This window comes from Cryobacterium sp. TMT4-10 (genome assembly GCF_004403275.1).
GTDB classification, from domain to species: domain Bacteria; phylum Actinomycetota; class Actinomycetes; order Actinomycetales; family Microbacteriaceae; genus Cryobacterium; species Cryobacterium shii.
The window spans coordinates 1-23,398 of record NZ_SOGU01000042.1 but is presented as its reverse complement, the minus strand read 5'-3'; the positions used below and the strand labels follow the sequence as shown (position 1 = coordinate 23,398).

Annotated in this window: 18 protein-coding genes and 1 tRNA gene; 15 read left to right on the top strand and 4 right to left on the bottom strand. The window is 70.1% G+C overall.

What is annotated here, in order from left to right:
- The 3 genes from E3T42_RS06570 to E3T42_RS06560 all read right to left on the bottom strand — a co-directional run.
- The coding region (locus tag E3T42_RS06570) for an acyltransferase (RefSeq protein WP_134402692.1) at window positions 1-1,223 on the bottom strand (1,223 nt) is incomplete at its 3' end.
- A 179-nt stretch (window positions 1,224-1,402) separates the two neighbouring features.
- Window positions 1,403-3,358 (bottom strand): acetate--CoA ligase, encoded by a 1,956-nt coding sequence (gene acs / locus E3T42_RS06565; RefSeq protein ID WP_134366075.1) that lies wholly within the window; start codon window positions 3,356-3,358, stop codon window positions 1,403-1,405.
- A gap of 172 nt (window positions 3,359-3,530) precedes the next feature.
- Window positions 3,531-4,163: an acetate uptake transporter family protein gene (locus E3T42_RS06560; protein ID WP_134366074.1), complete on the bottom strand. Its 633-nt coding sequence runs from the start codon at window positions 4,161-4,163 to the stop codon at window positions 3,531-3,533.
- 435 nt (window positions 4,164-4,598) lie between these two features.
- On the opposite strand from E3T42_RS06560, the gene E3T42_RS06555 reads away from it, so the two are divergent.
- The 5 genes from E3T42_RS06555 to E3T42_RS06535 all read left to right on the top strand — a co-directional run bounded on the left by E3T42_RS06555 (window position 4,599) and on the right by E3T42_RS06535 (window position 8,029).
- Window positions 4,599-5,816 carry a TadA family conjugal transfer-associated ATPase gene (locus tag E3T42_RS06555; protein ID WP_134402691.1) on the top strand — a complete coding sequence of 406 codons (1,218 nt, stop codon included), beginning with the start codon at window positions 4,599-4,601 and terminating at the stop codon, window positions 5,814-5,816.
- A 47-nt stretch (window positions 5,817-5,863) separates the two neighbouring features.
- Window positions 5,864-6,841 carry a type II secretion system F family protein gene (locus E3T42_RS06550; protein ID WP_241975886.1) on the top strand — a complete coding sequence of 326 codons (978 nt, stop codon included), beginning with the start codon at window positions 5,864-5,866 and terminating at the stop codon, window positions 6,839-6,841.
- 243 nt (window positions 6,842-7,084) lie between these two features.
- Window positions 7,085-7,255, top strand: a complete 171-nt coding sequence (locus E3T42_RS17590; RefSeq protein WP_134402693.1) for a DUF4244 domain-containing protein — start codon at window positions 7,085-7,087, stop codon at window positions 7,253-7,255.
- Between the two features lie 7 nt (window positions 7,256-7,262).
- Window positions 7,263-7,610, top strand: coding sequence for a TadE family type IV pilus minor pilin (locus tag E3T42_RS06540; RefSeq protein WP_241975884.1), 348 nt, complete (start codon window positions 7,263-7,265; stop codon window positions 7,608-7,610).
- Window positions 7,610-8,029, top strand: coding sequence for an Rv3654c family TadE-like protein (locus E3T42_RS06535; RefSeq protein WP_241975883.1), 420 nt, complete (start codon window positions 7,610-7,612; stop codon window positions 8,027-8,029). Before E3T42_RS06540 ends, E3T42_RS06535 begins: the two co-directional genes overlap by 1 nt.
- Window positions 8,030-8,124: 95 nt before the next feature.
- Here the strand turns inward: E3T42_RS06535 and E3T42_RS06530 are convergent, their stop codons facing one another.
- Window positions 8,125-8,367: a hypothetical protein gene (locus tag E3T42_RS06530; protein ID WP_134365437.1), complete on the bottom strand. Its 243-nt coding sequence runs from the start codon at window positions 8,365-8,367 to the stop codon at window positions 8,125-8,127.
- 140 nt (window positions 8,368-8,507) lie between these two features.
- Here E3T42_RS06530 and topA point away from each other — a divergent pair, with 140 nt between their 5' ends.
- The 10 genes from topA to E3T42_RS06475 all read left to right on the top strand — a co-directional run bounded on the left by topA (window position 8,508) and on the right by E3T42_RS06475 (window position 22,928).
- Entirely contained in the window at window positions 8,508-11,606 is a 3,099-nt protein-coding gene (topA, locus tag E3T42_RS06525) for a type I DNA topoisomerase (protein WP_134402688.1), read from the top strand.
- On the top strand, window positions 11,603-12,220 hold the full coding sequence (tmk, locus tag E3T42_RS06520) for a dTMP kinase (protein WP_241975882.1): 618 nt from the start codon (window positions 11,603-11,605) through the stop codon (window positions 12,218-12,220). Before topA ends, tmk begins: the two co-directional genes overlap by 4 nt.
- Window positions 12,221-12,479: 259 nt before the next feature.
- The gene (locus E3T42_RS06515) at window positions 12,480-13,643 is read left to right on the top strand and encodes a DNA polymerase III subunit delta' (RefSeq protein WP_134365434.1); all 1,164 of its coding nucleotides are present in this window, start codon (window positions 12,480-12,482) and stop codon (window positions 13,641-13,643) included.
- A complete protein-coding gene (locus tag E3T42_RS06510; protein WP_134402687.1) occupies window positions 13,640-15,250 on the top strand; it encodes an alpha/beta hydrolase in 1,611 nt (536 codons plus the stop codon). The genes E3T42_RS06515 and E3T42_RS06510 overlap by 4 nt, the downstream gene beginning before the upstream one ends.
- Window positions 15,251-15,340: 90 nt before the next feature.
- Window positions 15,341-15,979, top strand: a complete 639-nt coding sequence (locus E3T42_RS06505) for a TetR/AcrR family transcriptional regulator (RefSeq protein WP_134365432.1) — start codon at window positions 15,341-15,343, stop codon at window positions 15,977-15,979.
- 51 nt (window positions 15,980-16,030) lie between these two features.
- A tRNA-Thr gene (locus E3T42_RS06500) sits at window positions 16,031-16,106 on the top strand.
- A 243-nt stretch (window positions 16,107-16,349) separates the two neighbouring features.
- Entirely contained in the window at window positions 16,350-17,021 is a 672-nt protein-coding gene (locus E3T42_RS06490) for a DUF998 domain-containing protein (protein ID WP_134365431.1), read from the top strand.
- A gap of 63 nt (window positions 17,022-17,084) precedes the next feature.
- The gene (locus E3T42_RS06485) at window positions 17,085-18,068 is read left to right on the top strand and encodes a Gfo/Idh/MocA family protein (protein ID WP_134365430.1); all 984 of its coding nucleotides are present in this window, start codon (window positions 17,085-17,087) and stop codon (window positions 18,066-18,068) included.
- A gap of 127 nt (window positions 18,069-18,195) precedes the next feature.
- Complete coding sequence (locus E3T42_RS06480) at window positions 18,196-20,511, top strand: bifunctional diguanylate cyclase/phosphodiesterase (RefSeq protein ID WP_241975887.1); 2,316 nt, start codon at window positions 18,196-18,198, stop codon at window positions 20,509-20,511.
- A gap of 110 nt (window positions 20,512-20,621) precedes the next feature.
- Complete coding sequence (locus E3T42_RS06475) at window positions 20,622-22,928, top strand: bifunctional diguanylate cyclase/phosphodiesterase (RefSeq protein ID WP_134402686.1); 2,307 nt, start codon at window positions 20,622-20,624, stop codon at window positions 22,926-22,928.
- Window positions 22,929-23,398 lie beyond the last annotated feature (470 nt).

The following is a 23,398-nucleotide window of genomic DNA, read 5'->3' as shown; positions in this document are numbered from 1 at the left end:
TGCGCGGAGCGGGCTGCGCGGGTCACGCGGGCTGCGCGGGTCACGCGGGCGGCGCGGGTCAGGCGCGCCGGGCGTGACGGATGCGCCGCCGCCCGCCCGGCCCAGGAAGCGAACCGCTGCGACGGGAGCTCGACCCACCGGTACATCAGCTGGGCCAGCAGAAGGCTGAGCGGCACCGAGACCAGGGCGGCCAGCCACCACCGGGACGGGCCGAAGATGTTCCCGAAGGCGACCACGATCGGGAAGTGCACGAGGTACAGGCTGAAGCTGATTGACCCCAGCCAGACCAGGGGGCGAACGGTCAGCGGCCTCTGCAGCGGCGGCCACAGGGCGACGACGGCGACGATCAGCACGGCACCCGGTACGCGCAGGGCGAGGGTCAGGTCTCCCCACGGACCGGAAACCAGCGGCCGCACGAGCCAGTGCGCGATCAGCAGGAGCGGCCCGAGCGCGGTCAGGCCGACCCAGGCGACGGTGCCCCAGCGATGCGCGGTCAGTGCGGCGCCGCGGGCGCGTAGAGCGTCGACGTTCGCCGCGAGCAGCGTGCCGAGCGCGAACGCCGGGAGATACATCAGCGGCTCGATGTGCTCGACGTAGCCGAACCCCGAGACCGCGATCAGGACCGCTGCCCAGATCGGGGTCCACCGCCGGGTGGCCGCGGCCAGCAGCACCCCGGCCGGGAGCAGCAGCGAAAACCACATCTCCCAGGCCAGCGACCACAGGGGCGGGTTGACATCGGGCCGGTTGGTCGAGCCGATGACGCTGGCCTCGCTCAGCAGATTGGCGAGGCCGACGTTCGGATCGTCCTGCCGGGCCAGCCAGGCCCCGCCGGCATCGCCACCGGTGCGGGGGACGAGGGCGATCCAGGCGGCGGCCAGGGCGACGGACACCACGACCGGAACCGCGAGCCGGATGATCCGGCGCGGAAAGTAGGAGCGCCAGTTGTAGGCCGTGGCCGCCAGGGGCGACAGCACGAGCACGAATCCGCTCAGCACGAAGAAGACGAGCACGAACTCGGGCCCCGCGAACAGGATCTTGAGCGGGGACAGCGTCGTCCACCAGCCCACCGACCAGAGGGCAACGCCGTCGCTGGACTCGTAGGCCGCGGAGATCGCCGGCACGGTCATCGACACGTGGTGCACCAGCACGATCAGCGCCGCGACCCCGCGGAGAGCGTCGAGGGCGAGCAGGCGGCCGGGCGGGGCTGGGCGAGGGTCAGTCATCGCCCACCACGCTAGGCGCGGCGGTTGAGTGTTTCCTCCGCGAACGAATTCGACGGAGATTCTCACTTAAACAGGCCCAAACGGATGCTGTGGGCTGGTTTTCGCGAAAATCTCCGTCGAATTGGTTAGGAGCGGAGCAGTGAAGCGGAAGCGGAAGCGGAGGCGGGGGAGACCCGGCCCTACTTCAGGGTGGACATGATGGCCGTCATCACGGAGGTGTCGGCCAGCGTGGTCGTGTCGCCGACCTCGCGGCCCTCCGCGACATCCTGCAGCAGACGCCGGATGATCTTGCCCGAGCGCGTCTTCGGCAGCTCGTTCACGATGAAGATCTGGCGGGGGCGCGCGATCGCACCGATCTGCTGGGCCACGTGCGCCCGCAGCACGGCCTGAAGGTCCGCGTGCGAGGACTCCTCCAGGTGGCTGTACTTGATGATGACGAAGGCCACCACGGCCTGGCCGGTCGTGTCATCGTGCGCTCCGACCACGGCCGCTTCGGCCGTCATCGGGTGCGCCACCAGCGACGACTCGATCTCGGCCGTCGACAGGCGGTGCCCCGACACGTTCATCACGTCGTCGACCCGGCCGAGCAGCCAGATCTCACCGTCGCGGTCGAGGCGGGCGCCGTCGCCCGCGAAGTAACGCGGGTTCTCCGAACCGAACTTCTCCCAGTAGGTCTCCTTGAACCGCTCCGGGTCGCCCCAGATGCCGCGCAGCATCGACGGCCACGGTTCGGTGACCACGAGCAGGCCACCGTTGTCGCGGCCGACGTGGTTGCCCTCGTCATCGAGCACGTCGATCACCACACCGGGGATCGGGCACTGCGCCGAACCCGGCTTCGTGGTCGTCACGCCGGGCAGGGCGGAGATCATGATCGCCCCGGTCTCGGTCTGCCACCAGGTGTCCACGATCGGCGCGACGTTGCCGCCGATGACCTCCCGGTACCACATCCAGGCCTCCGGGTTGATGGGCTCGCCCACCGACCCCAGCAGGCGCAGGCTCGTCAGGTCGAAGCCCTGCGGAATCTGACGGCCGAGCTTCATGAACGTACGGATGGCGGTGGGCGCCGTGTAGAGGATGCTCACCTTGTACTTCTCGATGATCTCCCACCAGCGGCCCGGGTGCGGGGTGTCCGGAGTGCCCTCGAAGAGCACCTGGGTGGCCCCGTTGGCGAGCGGGCCGTAGACCACGTAGCTGTGGCCGGTGATCCAGCCGACGTCGGCGGTGCACCAGTAGACATCCGTCTCGGGGTGCAGGTCGAACACGTTCTTGTGGGTGAAGGCCGTCTGGGTCAGGTAGCCGCCGGTGGTGTGCAGGATGCCCTTGGGCTTGCCCGTGGTGCCCGACGTGTAGAGGATGAACAGCGGGTTCTCGGCGGGGAAGCCCTCGGCCTCGTGCTCCGCGTCGACCGAGGCGAGCTCGTCGTGCCACCAGAGGTCGCGGTCGAACCACTCCACGAAGCCTTCGGTGCGCTTGACGACGAGCACGTTGCGCACGGTGGTCTCGCCGCTCTCCAGGGCCGCGTCGACGGCCGGCTTGAGCGCGGAGGCCTTGCCCTTGCGGTAGCCGCCGTCGGCGGTGATCACGAGCACCGCATTGGCGTCGTCGATGCGCGAGCGGAGGCTCTCGGCGCTGAATCCGCCGAAGATCACGGAGTGCACGGCACCGATGCGGGCCACGGCCAGCATCGCGATCACGGCTTCGGGGATCATCGGCAGGTAGATGGCTACCCGGTCGCCGGCGTTCACGCCGAGTTTCGTCAGCACATTCGCAGCCCGCTTCACCTCGGCGGTGAGCTCGGCGTACGTGATGTCCCGGGAGTCGCCCGGCTCGCCTTCGAAGTGCAGGGCCACCCGGTCGCCGTTGCCGGCCAGCACGTGCCGGTCGAGGCAGTTCCAGGCCACGTTCAATTCGCCGTCTTCGAACCACTTGGCGAAGGGCGGGTTCGTCCAGTCGAGCGTCTTCGTGAACGGCTTCTTCCAGTCCAGGAGTTCGCGGGCCTGGTCAGCCCAGAACTTCAAACGGTCGTCCGCGGCGTCCTGATACAGCGCGGGAGTTGCGATGGCCTGGGCCGCGAATTCCGGCGTCGGCGGGAATCTACGGGTTTCGTGGAGAAGGTTGTCGATCTTTACACTCATGCGGATGTCGCTCCTTTGCGATGCGTGGTTTCGGTTCGACGGCCGGCCCGGTGGAGGCCAGGACCGGCTCGTGCGGTGCCCCGCGAATCGGGGCGTTGCGGCCATTCCCGGCGCCGAACTGTCCCCGCCGTGGCGTGGGGTAACTCGGCGCCTGCGGCAGCCGGGTGTGGTCTTACGCTGCCGGTCCTACGGGCAGCATGTTTCGCTTGAACGTGGAATTTGCCACGACCGCGAACGAGGCGTACCAGGCGAGCAGCGCCGTGATCAGTCCCAGCCAGCCCCCGACCCGGGTGAAAGCGACGACGCCGGAATACGCGCCGATGGAGAGGCAGAAGAAGGTGACGGTCAGAACAACGAAAACCAGGAAGACGGCCATGCTGGTCTTGCGTGCCGCGATGGTCATATATAAGGAGAAGATCGCCCAGGCGAACAGCCAGACGCCCACTCCCTTGCCGGCGTCCGCGCCGGCGGCGGACAAATCGGTCGCTGTAGCCAGGTACCAGAACGACATCCAGAAGGCGCCGAACGAGGTGAAGGCTGTCGCGCCGAAGGTGTTGCCCTTGGCGAATTCCCACATTCCGGCCGCGAACTGTGCGATGCCGCCGTAGAAGAGAGCCAGGCTGAACACGATCGGTTCAACCGTTGCCGGAAGAAGACCGGCGTTCACGGTGCTGAGTACGAACGTTGTCAGGGCGAATGCGCCCAGACCGAGCGCTGCTGGATCTGCGAATGAAGCGGGACCGCTGACGACGGCTGCGGGAGCCGCATTCGCCTCGGGTTGTAAGTCCGTATCGATGTTCTTCATTGAACCCCTCAATTTTCCCCTGGCGCCAGCACTGGCGTCCTCTTCAAGCTACACCACGGCCCGGCGTCATGATTTCGATGACATTGAGGGCAAATTTCGCTGCGGTAACACCCCTAATTGTGGGCCCATCAGGCCGCATGGATCCGTGTCCTCATTTATGAGGACACAAAGGACTTGCGCATCTGTAATTCCCCTTGTACATTGGGACACGTCCGAACGAAAGTTTAGACCTGCGGTGTGTTTGGTTCCCCCCAATCAACGCACTGCCGAGGCGGCACCTGTTCCCCCCAATAGGTGCCGCCCCCCTTTTTTTAACCGGCGGTTTTCACCCGGTGGATTCCGACCGGGGCTCCTCCCCAGGGCGCGGGTCGCCTCGTTTCTCTCAGGTGCACGGGCCTGACCGCACAGCGCCGCCGCCGGGCCTACCGTCGACGCATGCCGTCTCCGTTCATCGCCGTGCCGTCCTACGCCGCTCAGGGCGCGGCTCCTGCCGGGCCGACACTCGAGGGCGCGGCGCGCGACACGCCGTCCCCAGACGCGCCCGCCCCAGACCAGCCCGCCCTCGATGTCTCCGGGCTCGGCCCGCTCGCCCGGTTCGCCGCCGCCCGGCAGGTCACCGACCTGTTCGTCAACGGCGAAGCCGGGCTGTGGGTCGACGCCGGTCACGGCCTCGTGCGCGAGCCGGGCTGGGCCTGCCCCGAGACGCAGGTGCGCGAGCTGGCGGTGCGTCTGATCGCCCTCGGCGGGCGCCACATCGACGAGGCCAGCCCCTGCGTCGACGTCAGGCTCTCCGACGGCATCCGGGTTCATGCGGTTCTGCCGCCGGCGTCGAGCACCGGCACCCTGCTCTCGATCCGGCTGCCCCGGGCCGCGCGACCGAGTCTCGCCGCGCTCGCGCAGGCCGGCCTGTTCGGGCCGGGTGAGGAGGCCGTTAGTCTCGTCCAGCGGCTCCGGGCCGCGGTGCACCACCGGGAGAATCTGTTGATCACGGGCGCGGCCGGCAGCGGCAAGACCACCCTGCTCGCGGCCCTGCTGGGGGAGGCGCCGCCGGGCGAACGCATCGTCGTGATCGAGGACGTCGCCGAACTGCGCATCGACCACCCGCACGTCGTCGCGCTCGAGTCGCGCCAGGCGAACCTCGAGGGGGCCGGGCGGATCGGGTTGGACAGCCTCCTGCGTGAGGCGTTACGGATGCGCCCCGACCGGCTCGTGCTCGGCGAATGCCGCGGCGGCGAAATCCGGGAACTGCTGGCGGCCCTGAACACCGGCCACGACGGCGGCGCGGGAACCCTGCACGCGAATTCGGTGCGGGACATCCCGGCCCGGCTGGAGGCGCTCGGCGCGCTCGCCGGGATGAGCCCCGAAGCGGTGGCCCGCCAGGCCGTGAGCGCGATCGGGCTGGTGCTGCACCTGGAGCGCCGCGACGGCCTGCGCCGGCTCGCGCCCCCGGCCCGGTTCGCGCTCGACGGCCACCGGCTGGTGACCGTGCCGGTCGAGCGAGAGGAGCGGGGCCAGGGCGCCGCGACCAGGGGCCACGGCAGGCGGGCCGCCGCAGCCCCGACGGATGCGCTGCCGAGGGACACAAAGCCAAGGGACCCGGCGCTGCCGCGGGACCCGACGCCGAAGGACACACTGCCGCGGGACCCGCCGTGAGACGGTGGCGCCGGACACCCGAACCGGCGATGGAGCAGGTCGCACAGGTGACCCAGCGCCTTGCGGTGCTGCTGGCCGCGGGCGTCTCGCCGGCCTCCGCCTGGGAATATCTCGACGTGACCTCTGCGAGCGGAGGCCCCGAGGCCCCGCCGGGGGCGCCCGCATCGACGGCTCGAGGCGCATCGACGGCCCGGCGCGAATTGACGACTTCGCCCGCCCAGCCCGCGCCGATCATCCGTGCGGCGGCCGCCGCCGGGCGCCGGGGCGAGAGCATCGCGGATGCCGTCGCCGCGGAGGCCGGCCTGCTCGGCGGTCCGGTCGGCGAGGCCTGGCTCGGGCTGGCGGCGGCGTGGCAGGTGGCCACCCAGGCCGGGGCGCCGCTGGCGGCCTGCCTGCGCCAGCTCGCGGGATCCTTCCGGGAGCTCGGACAACTGCACACCGACCTCCAGGTCGCCCTCGCCGGGCCGAGCGCCACGGCGCGGATGGTGGCGTTCCTGCCCGTAGTCGGCGTCCTGCTCGGCAGCCTGCTGGGCTTCGACACGCTGCGCACGCTGTTCCTCACCGTGCCGGGCTGGGTCTGCCTGGCGGGCGGGGCGGCGCTGATGCTGGCGGCCGACCGCTGGAACCGGTGGCTCGTCCGGGGGGCCCGGGCGCGCGACCAGACCCCGGGTCTCGAACTCGAACTGACCGCGATCGCCATGACCGGCGGCGGCTCGATCGACCGGGCCCGGGGCCTGGTCGACGCGGCTGCCGAGCGGTTCGCGCTGCGCCGCGGGCACTCGGTGGCCGCCATCGAGCAGGTGCTCGCCCTGTCGCAGCGGGCAGGGGTCCCGGCCGCCGAGCTGCTGCGCAGTGAAGCCGAGCAGCTGCGCCGGGACGCCCGCAGTGACGGCCAGCGCAGGGCCGCCACCCTCGGCGTCACGCTGATGATCCCGCTCGGAGTCTGCGTGCTGCCCGCCTTCATGCTGATCGGGGTCGTGCCGCTGCTGGTGACCGTCCTGTCCTCCACAGTCCTGGTCTTCTGACGGATCGCACCGATTTCCGCCCCGGCGATCGGGCCGACCCGTGCCGGGAGAGTCTGGGTGCACTCGTGCCGCCACACACCGCGTCGCCCGACGCGAGAAGGAGACGAACGCATGCCCAGCACCGATCCAACCAGCACCGGTCCCACCCCCACCGGTCCCACCGTTCCCGCGGGCACACTCGACCCGGCCGGCACGTCGCGCTGGGCCTCGAACGCCGGCTCCTCGGGCCGGCGCTCCCGCCTAATGCGGGCGTGGCCGCGCCGGCGCGACGAGACCGGGGCGGCGACGGCCGAATACGCGGTCGCGACCATGGCCGCGGTCGGCTTCGCCGGCCTGCTGATCGTGATTCTGCGCGGCGACGAGGTGCGCGGCATCCTCACCGACCTGGTGCGCAATGCCCTCACCGTGGGGTAGCCGACCGGTGCCGCGGCACACCGGGGAGCGTGGCAGCGTCACCGCCGAATTCGCGACCGTCGTGCCGGCCGTGCTGCTCGTGCTGGCCTGCTGCCTGGGGGCCGTGCAGGTCGTCGGCCAGCAGGTGCGGTTGACGGATGCCGCGGCCGGCGCCGCCCGGTCCCTCGCCCGCGGGGACAGCACCGACCGGGCCGCGGGGCTCGTCGACCGGGCCGTGCCGGGCACCTCGCTGACGTCGGAGCGGCGCGGCGAATTCGTCTGCGTGCGGCTCAGCGTGCCGAGCGCCTTCTCGCCCTTCGCAGCCTTCGGGCTGACCCTGACGGCCGGGTCCTGCGCGCTCGCCGGGGGGCTCTGATGCGGCGGACCCTGTTTCGATGGACCCGGATGCGCCGGTTCCGCACCTGGATGTGCCGGGCTCAGTTTCCGCGCACGCGGTCAGGGCGCGGCGAACGGGGGTCCGGCACGGTGCTCGCGGTCGGGGTGATCGGCGCGGTGCTCCTGGTGACGGCGGTGGTCGTTCCGCTGTTCGCCGTGCTGGCGGTCGGGCGGGCGGTGCAGGGGTCCGCGGATGCCGCGGCGCTGGCCGCCGCCGACACGGCCTCGGGCGCCGTGGCCGGGGTGCCCTGCGAGGCCGCAGCCGAGGCGGCCAGGCTCAACGGGGCATCCGTCACCGCGTGCTCGGTCGAGGGGCTGATCGCCTCGGTCAGCATCGGGCGCGGCTACCTCGGCCTCGACCTGGGTGCACGGTCACGCGCGGGACCGCCGCCCGGTTGACCTGCGCGGTCGGCGGGGCGGGAAGGTCAGGCGGGTCAGACCTACTGGCCGGATCTGTCGAGCCGGGTCAGTCGCGTCGGTTCAGTCGCGCCGGATCAGTCGAAAACGGCCTCGATGAAACGGTAGTCGACGGCGGTGGGGCGCTCCGGAAACTCGGATGAGCCGAATTCGAGGCCGGCGCCGCGCATGTACAGATACCGCTTCTTGCCGGAGTCGGCCGGGATTTCGAGTCGCGGCCGTGGATCACCGGATTCGAGGAACTCGGTGGTGACGGTTTTGCCTTCGAGGGGGCCGTCCGTGAGCTTCGCGGTGTACGTGCCCGTTGCTGTTGTAGCCATGTTTCTATTGTCTCCGCGAGCGCCTGCCTGGCAACCCCCAATGCCGGTGGCGGTCCGGCACGAGTTGGCAGGGACTCCGGTGCAGTGTGTATGGTGTGCCTTGGCCCATCCTTGGACCCGTACCTATAAAGAGGAGTCTGGTGCCAGGCACTAAGAAGCTGGTCATTGTCGAATCGCCGACGAAAATGAAGTCGATCGCCGCCTATCTGGGCGACGGCTACGAGGTTTTGTCCTCGGTCGGCCACATCCGCGACTTGATTGAGCCCAAAAACCTCCCGCCGGAACTCAAAAAGGGTCCCCTCGGCAAATTCTCGGTCGATGTGGACAACGGCTTCGAGCCGTACTACGTGGTGTCCGACGCGAAGAAGAAGACCGTGGCCGAGCTCAAGCGGGCCATGAAGAACGCCGACGAACTCCTGCTCGCAACTGATGAGGACCGCGAAGGCGAGGCCATCGCCTGGCACCTGCTGCAGGTGCTGCAGCCCAAGGTCCCCGTGAAGCGCATGGTCTTCCACGAGATCACCAAGGAAGCGATCCTCCAGGCCAAGGACAACACCCGCGACCTCGACACCGCCCTCGTCGACGCCCAGGAGACCCGGCGCATCCTCGACCGCATCTACGGCTACGAGATCTCGCCCGTGCTCTGGCGCAAGGTGGGCCCCGGCCTGTCCGCCGGCCGGGTGCAGTCCGCGGCCACCCGCCTCGTCGTCGAGCGCGAACGCGAACGCCTGGCGTTCGTGTCGGCCGGCTACTGGGACCTGATCGCCCAGCTCGCCCCTGGCACGTCGGCGACGGATGCCGCGTTCCAGTCCAAGCTCGTCCGCCTCAACGGTGAGCGCATCGCGTCCGGCGGCGACTTCGACGACCTCGGCCAGCTCAAGCCGAAGGTGTCCGCGGTCACGCTCGACGAGGCATCCGCCCTCGCTCTCGCCGACGCCCTCAAGGAGCCGTCCGTCGCGCTGACCGTGACGAAGGTGGCCTCCAAGCCGTACCGGCGCAGCCCGGCCGCGCCGTTCACGACCTCGACCCTGCAGCAGGAGGCCGCCCGCAAGCTGCGCTTCACCGCCCGGCAGACCATGAGCGTGGCCCAGTCGCTCTACGAAAACGGGTACATCACCTACATGCGTACCGACTCGCCGTCGCTCTCGCAGCAGGCGATCACGGCCGCACGCACCCAGGCGTCGGCGCTCTACGGCGCGGAAACCGTGCCCGACAAGCCCCGCCTGTACAAGGGCAAGAGCAAGAACGCACAGGAGGCGCACGAGGCGATCCGCCCGTCCGGCGACACCTTCCGCACCCCGCCCTCGCTCGCGTCCACCCTGCGCGGCAACGACTTCAAGCTGTACGACCTGATCTGGAAGCGCACCGTCGCCTCGCAGATGGCGGATGCGACCGGTTCGACCGCGTCGGTCACCATCGCGGCCGGCCCGACCGGTCCCGCCGCGCACCCCGCGGCATCCGGAGCGCTCGCCGAGTTCTCCGCCAGCGGAACCGTGATCACCTTCCGCGGCTTCATGCTGGCCTACGAGGAATCCCGCGACGAGGAGCGCAACGCGCCCACCGACGCGACCGAGTCGAAGCTGCCGCCGCTCGAAGAGGGCCAGAAGTTGACCCTGCTCGAGGTGGAGGCCAAGGGCCACGAGACCACCCCGGCCGCCCGCTACACCGAGGCCAGCCTGGTCAAGAAGCTCGAAGAGCTCGGCATCGGCCGCCCGTCGACGTACGCATCGATCATCTCCACGATCACCGAGCGCGGCTACGTCACCCCGCGCGGCCAGTCCCTGGTGCCCAACTGGATCGCGTTCTCCGTCGTGCGCCTGCTCGAGGAGTACTTCTCCGACCTGGTCGAATACGACTTCACCGCCGAGATGGAAGACGACCTCGACCGCATCGCCGACGGCAAGGCCGACCGGGTCGACTGGCTGACCAGCTTCTACTTCGGCTCCGAGAAGCACCGCGGCCTGCGCCAGGTCATCGACAACCTCGGCGAGATCGACGCCCGCTCGATCAACTCGATGCCCATCGGCGATGACATCACCCTGCGCATCGGCAAATACGGTCCCTACCTCGAGGTCATCGACCCCGAGGCGTCCCCGGATGCGCCGCCGCGCCGCGTCAACATCCCGCCGGACCTCGCGCCCGACGAACTGACCCCGGCGAAGGCCCGTGAACTCATCGACGCGCCGGTCATCACCGACCGCGTGATCGGCGTGAACCCGGAGAACGGCAAGAGCATCGTGGCGAAGGACGGCCGGTTCGGTCCCTATGTCACCGAGCTGGAGCCGGTCGCCGAGGTCGTCGAGCCGGGCGAGACCATCGACCCGGTGACCGGCGAGGTGACGCTGCTATCCGATTCGGTTGCCGCCGAGGCCGCCGAGGCCGCCGCGACAACCACGGCTGCCGCCGCCGCTGGTGCTGCCGCTAAGCCCAAGCGCAAGGCCGCGGTTAAGAAGGTCGCCGCCGTGAAACCGCGCACGGCGTCGCTGTTCAAGACCATGGACCTGGCCACGATCGACCTCGACACCGCTCTGCACCTGCTCGCCCTGCCGCGCACGGTGGGCGTCGACCCGGAATCGGGTTCCGAGATCACGGCGCAGAACGGCAAGTTCGGCCCCTACCTGAAGAAGGGCGTCGACACCCGTTCGCTGACCAGCGAGGACCAGATCTTCGAGATCGACCTGGCCGGCGCGGTCGAGCTCTACGCCCAGCCCAAGTACGGCGCACGGCGGGCGTCGAGCGCCCTCAAAGAGTTCGAGGCGCCCGACCCCGAGAGCGGCAAGGCCATCAAGATCAAGGACGGCCGGTTCGGCGCCTACGTCACCGACGGCGTCACCAACGCGACCATCCCCAAGGCCGAAACGGTGGAGGAGGTCGACTTCGACCGCGCCGTACAGCTGCTGGCCGACAAGCGTGCCAAGGGACCGGTCGTGAAGAAGGCCGCGGCCAAGAAGGCGCCGGCGAAGAAGGCCCCGGCCAAGAAGGCGGCCGTGAAAAAGGCGCCAGCCAAGAAGGCCGCCGTGAAGACGACGACGGCGTCGGGGGCCACCACCACCGTGCGGAGGGCTCCGGGCACGAAGACCGGGGCGGCGAAGACCAGTGCCGCGAAGGTCGGGACGGCCCGCACCGCAGTGGTCAGGACCCCCGCCCAGAAGGCGGCGACCGCAGCGAAGGCCGCAGCGACCCGGGCGGCCACCGCGGCCGCCAAGGCCGCCGCGAACCAGGCATCCGCGCAGTCGTGACCGGGCTGTTCATCACGGTCGAGGGCGGCGACGGGTCAGGCAAGACGACCCAGTCGCAACTCCTCACCGACTGGCTCGAGCAGGGCGGACGCACCGTCCTGCGCACCCGCGAGCCCGGCGGCACGCCGGTCGGCGTCCTGATCCGCGAGATCGTGCTGCATCACCGCGGCGAGGTGTCCCCCCGCGCGGAAGCGCTGCTCTACGCGGCCGACCGCGCGCAGCACATCGCGACCGCGGTGCGCCCGGCGCTCGCCCGCGGCGAAGTGGTGATCCAGGACCGCTACCTCGACTCATCCGTCGCCTACCAGGGTGCCGGGCGGGTGCTGGGTGCGGACGAGATCCGCGAACTGTCGCTCTGGGCGGCGGAGGGTCTGCTGCCCGAGCTCACCATCCTGCTCGACCTCGACGAGGACGTCGCCCGCGGGCGGCTCGACGCCGATAACAAGCGGTTCGACCGGCTGGAGGCCGAGAAGAGCGACTTCCACCGCCGGGTGCGCGCCGCGTTCCTCGGGCTGGCTGCGGCCGAGCCGGAGCGTTTCCTGGTCGTGGATGCCGCGCTGCCGGTCGCGGAGATCGCCGCCGTCATCCGTGAGCGCGTCGCCGCACTGCTCTGACCTTCCGCAGTCGCGGGCATGAGTCACTCCCAGGCCGGCGCCGCCGCAGAAACCCCCGCCCCTAACGAATTCGACGGAGATTTTGCCCGTACACACTGTTTTGGGCCCTAAACCGGCCGTTTTCGGCAAAATCTCCGTCGAATTGGTTCGGCACCGGACACGGCGCTTCGCTGGGCGCTTCGCTGGGCGCTCGCTCGGCTGACCACGCCTCAGCACGAGTTCCAAGCCCTCTGTCACCGGCGGAAGGTACTCTGGTTCGATGCGAGTCTGGGACGATCTGACGGGTCAGGCGGATGCGATCGCCATCTTCCGCGCGGCGGCCGAAGGGCCGGCCGGCGATGAGGCGCGCTCGGCGGCGCCGTCGGCCATGACGCACGCCTGGCTGATCACCGGCCCGCCCGGATCCGGCCGCTCGAATCTCGCCTTCGCGTTCGCTACCGCGCTGCTGAGCCCGGGCACGGAAGACGGCCAGGAGACCACGCGGCGCCTCGTCGACGCGCGCACGCATCCCGACCTGATCGTCCTGTCGACCGAGGGCGTCATCATCAAGATGGAATCGGTCAAGGAAGCCGTGAAGCGCTCGCAGTATTCGCCCTCGGTGGGCCGGTACCGGGTGATCGTGGTCGAAGACGCCGACCGCATGGTCGAACGCACCTCGAACGTGCTGCTCAAGGCGCTCGAAGAGCCGCCGGAGCGCACCGTGTGGATCCTCTGCGCCCCGAGCGAAGCCGACCTGCTGCCCACCATCCGGTCCCGCGTGCGCTCGGTGCGGCTGCGCGTGCCGAGCATCGACGACGTCGCCGGCCTGCTCGTCGCCCGCGACGGCGTCGATCCGGCCACCGCCGAGCGGGCCGCGCGCGAGGCGCAGAGCCACATCGGCATGGCGCGGCGCCTGGCGACGAACCCCGAGGCGCGCGCCCGGCGTGAGGAGACCCTTAGGGCGGCCCTCGGCATCCGTGGCGTGTCCGCGGCCGTGAACGGCGCTGCCCGGCTGCTGGCCATCGCCGGCGACGACGCGAAGGCGATCACCCTCGAGCGTGACGCCGCCGAACGCGAGGGCGTGCTGCGATCGCTGGGCGTGGAGCCCGGCCAGTCCGTGCCGCCCGGGCTGCGCAGCCAGATCAAGGCCCTCGAAGACGACCAGAAGCGGCGGGCCACCCGCAGCCTCCGCGACGGGATCGACCGCATCCTGGTGGACCTGACCTCGCTCTACCGCGACGTGATCATGGTGCAGCTGGGTCGCGAGGCCAGCGTGATCAACCGCGAGCTGCTCTCTGAGGTGCGGGCCGCGAGCGCCGCCTGCGCGCCCCCCGCGACGCTGGCGACACTGGATGCGATCGCCCAGGCCCGGCAGAGAATCGAATCGAATGTGGCGCCGGCCCTTGCCCTCGAGGCAATGCTTGTCTCGGCGATCCGCCGATGACATCGCCCACGCACCAGGCACCACGGAAGAGGAACCCGTTGACCAGACGAACCCGTTTGCGCACCGCCCCGGTGCTGGCTGGAAAGACGGTGCTGGCCCGCACCACGGTGGCTGCGCTGGTGCTCGCGCTCGGCCTGACCGGCTGCGTGCCGTTGTTCCTGCCGCAGCAGGCGCCGACGACGTCCGCCCCGACGGGTGAGAAGGTCAGCGCCGCCCTCAAACCGTTCTACAGCCAGGTGCTGAAGTGGAAGGACTGCGGCGACGGCCTGCAGTGCACCACGGCCTCGGCGCCGCTCGACTGGACCGACCCCGGCACCGAGAAGGTGGACCTGGCGCTGGTGCGGCATCCGGCCACGGGCACCCGGGTCGGCTCCCTGCTCGTCAACCCCGGCGGCCCCGGCGGATCCGGGTACGACTTCGCGAAAGAGTCCCTCGACTACGCGACGGATGCGAAGCTGCAGGCCGGTTTCGACGTCGTCGGGTTCGACCCCCGCGGCGTCGGCCGCTCCTCGAGCGTCACCTGCTACGAGCCCGCCCAGATGGACGAGTACCTCTACGGACTCCCCGTCGCGGCCCGCGGCTCGGACGCCTGGATCCAGGAGCTCACGGTGGCGGCCGCCGACTTCGGCGACGCCTGCCAGAAGAACACCGGCGCCCTGCTCGGCCACGTCGACAGCGTCAGCGCAGCGCACGACCTCGACCTGCTGCGCGCCGTCCTCGGAGACAAGAAACTCAACTTCCTCGGCTACTCCTACGGCACCTTCCTCGGCGCGACCTACGCCGAACTGTATCCCGGCAAGGTGGGCAGGCTCGCCCTCGACGGCGCGCTGGACCCCTCCACCACCAACGCCGACGTCACCCGGGTGCAGGCCACCGGCTTCGAAAACGCGCTGCGGTCCTACCTGGCCGACTGCCTGGCGGGGGAGAACTGTCCCTTCGACGGCTCCGTCGACGACGCCATGGCCACCATCGGGGCGCTGCTCGCCTCGGTCGACGTGAGTCCGATCACAGCCACGGATGGCCGCCAGCTCGGCGCGAACACGCTGCTCACGGCGATCATCTACCCGCTCTACCAGGCCACGGCGTGGCCCAACCTGAGCGAGATGTTCACCAGCGTGCTGAACGGGGACGCCGACGTGGCCTTCCAATTCGCGGACGGCTACAACGGCCGCTCCGCCGACGGCAAATACCTCGACAATTCCACCGAGGCCTTCATGGCCATCAACTGCGTCGACTACAGCTACAACGCGGACCCTGCGCTGATGCGTGCCCAGGCCGCCGAGATCGAGGCCGCCGCGCCGACGATCGGCAAGTACATGACCTTCGGCGATATCGGCTGCGCGAACTGGCCGTACAAGTTCACCGGGGAACGCAGCCAGATCAAGGCCGAAGGGGCCGCCCCGATCCTGGTCGTCGGCACCACGAACGACCCGGCAACCCCGTACGTCTGGGCCCAGAGCCTCGCCGACCAGCTCGACAGCGGCGCCCTCGTCACCTACACGGGTGAGGGGCACACCGCCTACAACAAGTCGAACGCCTGCGTGAACACGGCCGTCGACGACTACCTGCTGAAGGGCGCGGTGCCCGCGAGCGACCCGATGTGCTGACCCAGGCCAGGCCAGGCCCAGCCGGACCCGGCCCGGTCGGACGGGCCGGGCATCCGGCTGCAGATTTGCGCACCGTGTAAGAATTGAGCCATGTCGGTGCATAACGATGAACCCGGCCTGCGCGAGCGGAAGCGGCTGGCGACCAGGCGTGCCATCCAGCGGGCGGTCCTGACCCTGTCCTGTGACCGGGGCCTGGAGAAGGTGACCGTCGAGGACATCAGCCGGGTCGCCGACATCTCGCCGCGCACGTTCTTCAACTACTTCGCGTCCAAGGATGCCGCGCTGGTCGGCGACGAACTCGACCTGGCGTCGGAGCCGGAGATCGAGGCCTTCGTGCACGCTGGGCCGAGCGAGGACATCCTGGCCCAGCTGGCCGTATTGCTCTCCGACAGCCTGCGCAGCACGGAGGGCGACCGCGAGATCCACCAACTGCGCCGCACGGTGATGAAGGAGAACCCTTACCTGTTCGGCATGCGGATGGCCACCCTGCGCACCTTCGAGGGCCGGCTGCAGGAGATCATCGGCCGGCGCTTCGTCACCGACCACCCCGAGCTCGGTGCCGAGTCGGCCGAGCTGCAGCAGAAGGCCCTCCTCTTCACGCTGGTCACGGTGGCGGCGCTCCGCCACGCTTGGCGCTGCTGGGCCGAGGAGGAACCGGCGCGGCCGTTGGCCGAGCATGTGACGGCATCCTTCGCGCAGCTGTGCGAGATGACCCGCCAGACCAGCTAAGCTTAGTTGCTGTGTCACCGAGCGTCTCCGCAAGGGGAAATCGTGCGTCACGCCGCCTTAGCTCAGTCGGTAGAGCGTCTCACTCGTAATGAGAAGGTCATCAGTTCGATTCTGATAGGCGGCTCCACGTAAACTCTCCGCCCTCGGTCACCCGGACCCTCCGCGTTGGTCGTCGCCCGGCCACAACCCCGGCCCGCCGTTGAACGAATTCGACGGAGATTCTGCTGTAAAACTGTTGTTTTCAGGGTTTTGAGCCCGATGTGGGCAAAATCTCCGTCGAATTCGTTAGGGGCACGCTGTGGTGGTCTCGCGGGCGGGTGCAGGGGCGGGTGCGGGCACAGCGGGGGAGGATGCGGTTTCGACGCCGGGGATGCGGTCCGCGGCGGCCGGCCGGCGGTTCGCCCTGGCGGCCATGCTCGGCGTGGCGGCCTATGTCCTGGTGGACGTCGTGCTGCAGCTGCTACCGCCGCACTACAGCCCGATCCGCGACGCCGAGAGCAATCTCGCGGTCGGCCCGTACGGCTGGCTGATGAACCTCAACTTCCTCGGCCGAGCGGTCACGACCGGGGCCGCGGTCCTCGCCATCGGCTCGGTCGGTCCCGCCTCCCGCACGCGGCGCACCGGTCTGCTGCTGTTGCTCATGGGGGGAGCGTGCTCCGCGATCCTCGCCGCCCTGCCCACGGATGTCCCCGCACCCGGCGACCTGGTTGTGCGCACCCACACTCCCACCGGCCTCGCGCACCTGGGTGTGGCCGGGTCGGGGTTCCTGGCTGCCCTGGCCGCGGTCACCGTGCTGACGGTCTGGATGCGCGGCAGCGACGTGCACCGGGCCGTCCCGGCGGCCGTGAGCCTCGCCGCCCTGGCCGCCGCCGGGCTGCTGGCGCTGGGGGTGACCACCGCGTTCGTCCCGGAGCTGCTGGGCCTCGCGGAACGGCTGTGCCTGGCCGGCATCCTCGGCTGGACCTATCTGGTGAGCGCCGCCATCCGTCGCCCCGGCCGGCCGGCCAGCCCAGGCCTGACCCGCCGGCCAGCCCAGGCCTGACCCGCGCGCCTGACCAGCAGCCCGGCAGGCCCGCTCGCGCCGCGCACTCGCTAGGCTCGTTCCATGACCGACTCAATCCGCTGGGGAATCCTGGCCACGGGCGGGATCGCCCACTCCTTCACGAACGACCTCGTCCTGAACGGCTTCACGGTGCAGGCGGTCGGATCTCGCTCGCAGGCCTCGGCCGACGCCTTCGCGGCGGAGTTCGGCATCCCCACGGCCCACCCGAGCTACGAGGCTCTGGCCGCCGACCCGGATGTCGACATTATCTACATCTCGACCCCGCACCCGTTCCACGCCGAGAACGCCAGGCTCGCCCTGAACGCCGGCAAGCACGTGCTGATCGAGAAGCCGATCACCCTGAACGGGGCCGAGGCGCGCGAGATCGCCGACCTCGGTGCGCGGCTGGGGCTGCTGGTGCTGGAGGGCATGTGGACCCGTTTCCTGCCGCACATGGTGAGGATCCGTGAGATCCTCGCCGAGGGAACCCTCGGCAACGTTCGCTCCCTGATCGCCGACCACACCCAGGACCTGCCGGACGACCCGGCGCACCGGCTGAACGCCCTGCACCTGGGCGGCGGGGCGCTCCTCGACCTCGGCATCTACCCGATCACGTTCGCCTCCGAACTGTTCGGACGCCCCGAGACCGTGCTCGCGAGCGCGACCTTCAAGGCGACCGGCGCCGACGCGCAGGTGGCCACGATCTTCCGCTACGCGGGCGGGCAGATCGCCCAGACCCTGTCGGCCAGCGACACGGCCGGCCCGAACACGGCCACCATCCTCGGCACGCGAGGCCGCATCGACATCGACCGAACCTGGTACGCGCCCACGGACTTCCGGGTGCTCAACAGCGCCAACGAGGTCGTCGAGACCTTCACCGCCGAGATCACCGGGCGCGGCATGCACTACCAGGCGGCCGAGGCCGAGCAGCTGATCCGGGCCGGCAAGATCTCGAGCGACATCATGCCGGTCGAAGAGGCGGTGGCGATCATGGAGACGCTCGACCTGGTGCGCGCGCAGATCGGGCTGCGGTACCCGGGCGAATAGCGAAACCCCGAGCCGGCGTGCCCCTAACTGGGGTGCCCGCAGCGCGGGGCAACCGGCCGCCGCCCCCTCCATCGGGTGGTGCCCGCCGATATTCTGACCAACACGAGGGGGAGGCGATCGAGTGGGGATGCTTGGAGTGCGCGCGCTGACGGCGCCGATCCGCCCCCGCGGCCCTGCCACCCTCCTGCTCTGGCTGGCGTGGACGCTGGTGGCCGGCGCGGCCGTCGCGTCTCTGCTCACCGGCTTCGGCCCGCCGAGCGCGGTCAGCGGCTGGTTGAACGTGCTCGCCCAGTGGGCGGCGGTCGTGCTCTGCTGGGTGGAGGTGCGACGGGCCGGTTCCGGGCGCGTCCTCGAGCCGCTGGTGGCCACGGCCGTGACCGCCTTCGCCGCCGGTCACGCCACCTACCTGCTGACAACGGATGCCGCCGCTCCGCATCCGTTCCCGTCGGGGGCAGACGTGGGCCATCTGGTGTTCAACCCCCTGATCCTGGCGGCGCTCTTCGTGCTGGTCTACCGGCAGCTGCGCACTCTCTCCTGGCTGGTGACGCTCGACAGCGCCGTCGGGGTCTTCGGCGCGGCCGCCGTGCTGTCGGTCGTCGTCGGCCCGATCCTGGCCGCCGGGAGCGGCGCGCCGTCGCCGGAGGCGCTGCTGGCGGTGGCCTACCCGTCCTGGGACCTGACCATGGTGGCCGTGGTCACGGGCATCGCCGCGGCGCACGGCCTGAGCGTCGGCCGCAACTGGAACCAGCTGATCCTCGGCCTGCTGATCTTCACGGTCGCCGACTGCCTGTTCGCCTTCCGGGCCACCGGCCCCGGCTACGTGATCGGCACCCCGCTGGACCTGGGCTGGACCGTCGGCCTCCTGCTCGTGGCAGTCTGGCTGCGCGGGTCGACGGCGTCCCGGGCGGAGGCGGCCCCTCCGGTTCGCGGTGCGTGGGCGATGGTGGTGCCCTCGATGGCCACTGTGTGCGGCATCGCGGTGCTGGTGCTGGCCAGCCAGGTGCGGGTGCCCGTCACCGCGGTGGTGCTGGCCAGCCTGGCCCTCGTCGGAGCGTCGATTCGCACCATTGTCGCGTTCGGCGAGCTGCGGCGCACGGTGAACCTGCTCGCGCAGACCCGCACCGACGAACTGACCGGCCTGCTGAACCGGCGGGCACTCTACGCGGATGTCCCCGGGCTCTTGGAGGACGGGGGCCGCCGCGCCCTGCTCCTGCTGGACCTGGACCGGTTCAAGGAGGTCAACGACAGTCTCGGCCACGACGCCGGGGACCGGCTCCTCCTACAGGTCAGCGCGCGGCTGGCGCAACTGGCGGGCGCCGGAGACCTGCTGGCCCGGCTCGGCGGCGACGAATTCGCGATCCTGCTCGACGGGGCGGGCGAGGCCGAGGCGGAGGTGGTCGCCGTCACCCTGCGGGACGCGCTCGCGGTACCGTTCACCCTGGCCGGGATCGCCCTGACGACCACCGCCAGCGTCGGCATCGCCCTGTTCCCGCAGCAGGGTGCCGACCTCACGGTGCTGCTGCGCAAGGCGGACATGGCGATGTACAAGGCCAAGTCCTCCCGCACGGGACACCACGTCTACCGCCCCATCGACGACAGTCACGGGGACAAGCGGCTGCGCACCCTGGAGGAGCTGCGCAGCGCGCTGGTCGACGACGAGTTCGTGTTGCACTACCAACCGAAGATCGACCTGCAGAGCGGTGCCGTGCGGGGGGTCGAGGCGCTCGTGCGGTGGCAGCACCCCACCCGCGGGCTGCTCTATCCGGATGCCTTCCTGGCCGTGGTCGAGGAATCCGGCCTCATGCACGACCTGACCCAGGTGGTGCTGGCCGAGGCGCTGAACCAGGCGGCACGCTGGCACCGGAGCGGAAAGCCCCTGTCCGTGGCCGTCAACTTCTCGGCCAGCTCGCTGGTCGACGAGAGCCTGCCCGAACGGATCGGGGAGATGCTCCGAACGCGCGGCCTGCCGGCTTCGGCGCTGCAGGTGGAGGTCACCGAGGATTTCCTGATGTCGGACCGAGGCCGAGCCCACGACATCCTGACCCGGGTGCGGAGCCAGGGCATCCGGATCGCCGTCGATGATTTCGGCACCGGTTACAGCTCCCTCGCCTATCTGCGCGACCTGCCCATCGACCAGCTCAAGCTGGACCGGTCGTTCGTGACCCCGATGACGACGGATGCCCGCGCCTCGGCCCTGGTCTCCTCGACCGTGGTCCTGGCCCACAGCCTGGGCCTGACGATGGTGGCGGAGGGGATCGAAGACGGGGAGGCCTTCGCGGTCCTGGCCGGCTACGGCTGTGACGAGGGCCAGGGGTACTTCATGTCGAGGCCGGTTCCCCCGGACCAGCTCGATCGATGGCTCACCGACCGCGAAGCGGACGCCGCAGTGGGCGCCCCGGCCCGGCGGCGGACACTCAGCCCCGCCGCCGAACCCGCGGGCTGATCCCAGCCGCCCACCCCCGTTCTGGGGTGTGCCGCACGACGCCCGTGGCTCTGGCCCTCCGGCGGCCTCCGCTAGCGTGAAGACAACGGCAAGCGGGGGGAGCGATACACGTGAACGCTCCCGGCTCCGACCGGCCCGACGGCCATCGGCCCCGGCCGGCTTCCTGGCTGATCCGCTTCATGTGGCTGCTCCTGGCCGCCTACTTGGCCGGTCTGCTCCTGCAGGGCTCCGGGTTCAGCCCCCTGGTCAATGGCTGGCTGGGCACTTCGACGCAGTGGCTGCCCGCGCTGGTGTGCTGGGCGGCCGTGCTCCGCGCCGACACCGGTCGGCTGCAGCTGGCGCTGGTTGCGGCGGGCGTCACCGCTTTCGCGGTCGGCTACAGCTACTTCGTGGCGCTCGGCTCGGATGCGCTGCCGTTCCCGTCGTTGGCGGACATCGGTTACCTGCTGTTCTACCCACTGATCCTGGCCGGGCTGGCCGTGCTGGCGCACCGCCAGCGCGGGGAACTGCCGCGGTCGGTCCTGGTCGACGGCGCCATCGGATCGCTCGGCGCGGCATCCGTTCTCGCCGTGGGGCTCAACCCGATCATCGAGTCCGCCGTGACCGGGCCGATGTCCCTGGCCTCCGCGATCGCGGCCGGGTACCCGCTGCTCGACCTGCTGCTCATCTCGGTGATCACCGGCATCGCGGCGGTACGAGGGCTCGACGTCGGCGGCCGCTGGTCCCTCTTCGTACTCGGGCTGCTCGCCTTCACGGCGACCGACGTGTCCTACGCGTTCGAGGTGGCCGGTGACACCTATCGGGTCGGCACGCCCACGGATGCGGGCTGGGCGCTCGGGATGGCGCTGATCGCGGTCTGGGCGGGCGACCTCGCGCGTCCCGGCTCCCGGCCCAGTCGCCCGCTGACCGGCGCGTGGACGCTCCTGGTTCCCGGGCTGGCCACGGTGGCGGGTATGGGGGTCCTAGTCCTCGGCACCCAGGTGCCCATCTCGCCGCCGGCCGTGATCCTTGCCGCGGTGACCCTGGTGCTCGGTGCGGTCCGCACCCAGCTGGCGTCCCGCCAGATCGGACGGATGGCCGACCTGCGGCGCCAGGCCAGCACGGACGACCTGACCGGGCTGCCGAACCGGCGGGCCCTCCGAGCCGAAGCCCTCGTCCGCCTCGCGCCGGGCACCAGCCGGCCGTGCGCGCTGCTGCTGCTCGACCTGGACCGGTTCAAGGAGGTCAACGACAGCCTCGGGCACGACGTCGGCGACCTGCTGCTGGTGCAGGTGGGGTCTCGGCTGAGTCGGCGGCTGCGGGCCGGCGACCTGCTCGCTCGGCTGGGCGGGGACGAGTTCGCGGTGCTGCTCGACGGAGCCGACCAGGAGAGCGCCGTGGCCGTGGCCCGGCAGCTGGACCAGGTGCTGGCCGAGCCGTTCACGCTCGAGGGCATCGCGCTGGAGACCAAGGTCAGCATCGGCATCGCCCTGTTCCCCGACCAGGGCGATGACCTCAAGGCGCTGCTACGCAAGGCCGACATGGCCATGTACAAGGCCAAGTCCGCGCGCAGCGGACACCACGTCTTCAACGGAGCCGACGACAGTCACGGCGACGCCCGGCTTCGGCTGCTGGAGGAGCTGCGCCTGGCGTTGACCCATGACCAGCTGGTGCTGCACTACCAGCCCAAGATCGCGCTGGGCTCCGGCGAGGTGCTCGGCGTGGAGGCCCTCGTGCGGTGGCAGCACCCTAGTCGGGGGCTCCTGGCCCCCGACGCGTTCCTGACCCTGGCCGAGGAAGCCGGGCTGATGCGCGAGCTGACTCGAATCGTGCTCTGCACGGCGCTGGACCAGGCCGGCGCCTGGCGGGCGCAGGGCACGCCGCTGACCGTCGCCGTCAACATGTCGCCCAGTTCCCTGATCGAGGCGGATTTTCCCGAACGGATCGACGCCATGCTCTCGCTGCGGGGACTCTCGCACTCGGACCTGATGCTCGAGATCACCGAGGACTTCCTGATGGCCGACCGGGACCGGGCCAGGGATGTGCTGGAACGGCTGCAGGCCAGCGGCATCCGTATCGCCGTGGACGATTTCGGCACCGGGTACAGCTCCCTCGCCTACCTCAGGGACCTGCCGATCGACGAACTCAAGCTCGACAAGTCCTTCATCATGCGGATGGCCGGCGACGACCGGGCCGCGGCGCTGGTGGCGTCCATCATCCACCTGGGACACAGCCTCGGCCTGAGCCTGGTCGCGGAGGGAGTCGAGGATGCGCTCGCCTACGAGATGCTCCGCGGCTACGGCTGCGATGAGGCGCAGGGCTTCCACATGTCGCGGCCCCTGCCGGCCGCCCGGTTGGACGAGTGGCTCGCCGCCCGCGAGCTGAGCGTCGCCGATTCCCGCTCCGATANCCGATTCCCGCTCCGATACGGAATTTGATGCTCCTATTGTTGTCAAGCGCTGACTTTCGGTTGTTCACTGAGCCATGTGCGGTAGCGCTCAGAAAGGACTCGATCTTGGGTGGCGCCGCGTTCAATCCGCGAGATGGCTTTGGGCCAGGCGCTCAGCTCGAGTGCTACTGCGGTCTGGGTGAGGTGCAATGCGAGGCGCCGTGGACGCAGGTCGTTGGTTAGCAGGCCAGGTCGTTGGTTAGCAGGCCGGGCCGTGGGTTTTGCAGGACGCGGTATATTTCGCGGGCGACGTAGCGGTTGATCGATCTCGACGAACCACCCATTTCCATAGCCATCCTGCTCAAGACTCCAGAACTGAATCACTCAAAGTCCCTCCGGAGCTTTAACAAGAGCGCCGTCTGACCTGCCGCGGAGTTCTCGGACAGTGGGCCCTCTTAAAATGAGGGACTACTGAAAGTAGAGATCAGCATGACCGCATCACGTCGGAAATTTACCCAG

Excerpts from the sequence above, each read along its gene's own strand:
- acs (WP_134366075.1), bottom strand. The coding sequence starts at position 3,358 with ATGAGTGTAAAGATCGACAACCTTCTCCACGAAACCCGTAGATTCCCG.
- E3T42_RS06560 (WP_134366074.1), bottom strand. The coding sequence starts at position 4,163 with ATGAAGAACATCGATACGGACTTACAACCCGAGGCGAATGCGGCTCCC.
- E3T42_RS06555 (WP_134402691.1), top strand. The coding sequence starts at position 4,599 with ATGCCGTCTCCGTTCATCGCCGTGCCGTCCTACGCCGCTCAGGGCGCG.
- E3T42_RS17590 (WP_134402693.1), top strand. The coding sequence starts at position 7,085 with ATGCGGGCGTGGCCGCGCCGGCGCGACGAGACCGGGGCGGCGACGGCC.
- E3T42_RS06535 (WP_241975883.1), top strand. The coding sequence starts at position 7,610 with ATGCGGCGGACCCTGTTTCGATGGACCCGGATGCGCCGGTTCCGCACC.
- E3T42_RS06530 (WP_134365437.1), bottom strand. The coding sequence starts at position 8,367 with ATGGCTACAACAGCAACGGGCACGTACACCGCGAAGCTCACGGACGGC.
- E3T42_RS06515 (WP_134365434.1), top strand. The coding sequence starts at position 12,480 with ATGCGAGTCTGGGACGATCTGACGGGTCAGGCGGATGCGATCGCCATC.
- E3T42_RS06510 (WP_134402687.1), top strand. The coding sequence starts at position 13,640 with ATGACATCGCCCACGCACCAGGCACCACGGAAGAGGAACCCGTTGACC.
- E3T42_RS06505 (WP_134365432.1), top strand. The coding sequence starts at position 15,341 with ATGTCGGTGCATAACGATGAACCCGGCCTGCGCGAGCGGAAGCGGCTG.
- E3T42_RS06490 (WP_134365431.1), top strand. The coding sequence starts at position 16,350 with ATGCGGTCCGCGGCGGCCGGCCGGCGGTTCGCCCTGGCGGCCATGCTC.
- E3T42_RS06485 (WP_134365430.1), top strand. The coding sequence starts at position 17,085 with ATGACCGACTCAATCCGCTGGGGAATCCTGGCCACGGGCGGGATCGCC.
- E3T42_RS06480 (WP_241975887.1), top strand. The coding sequence starts at position 18,196 with ATGCTTGGAGTGCGCGCGCTGACGGCGCCGATCCGCCCCCGCGGCCCT.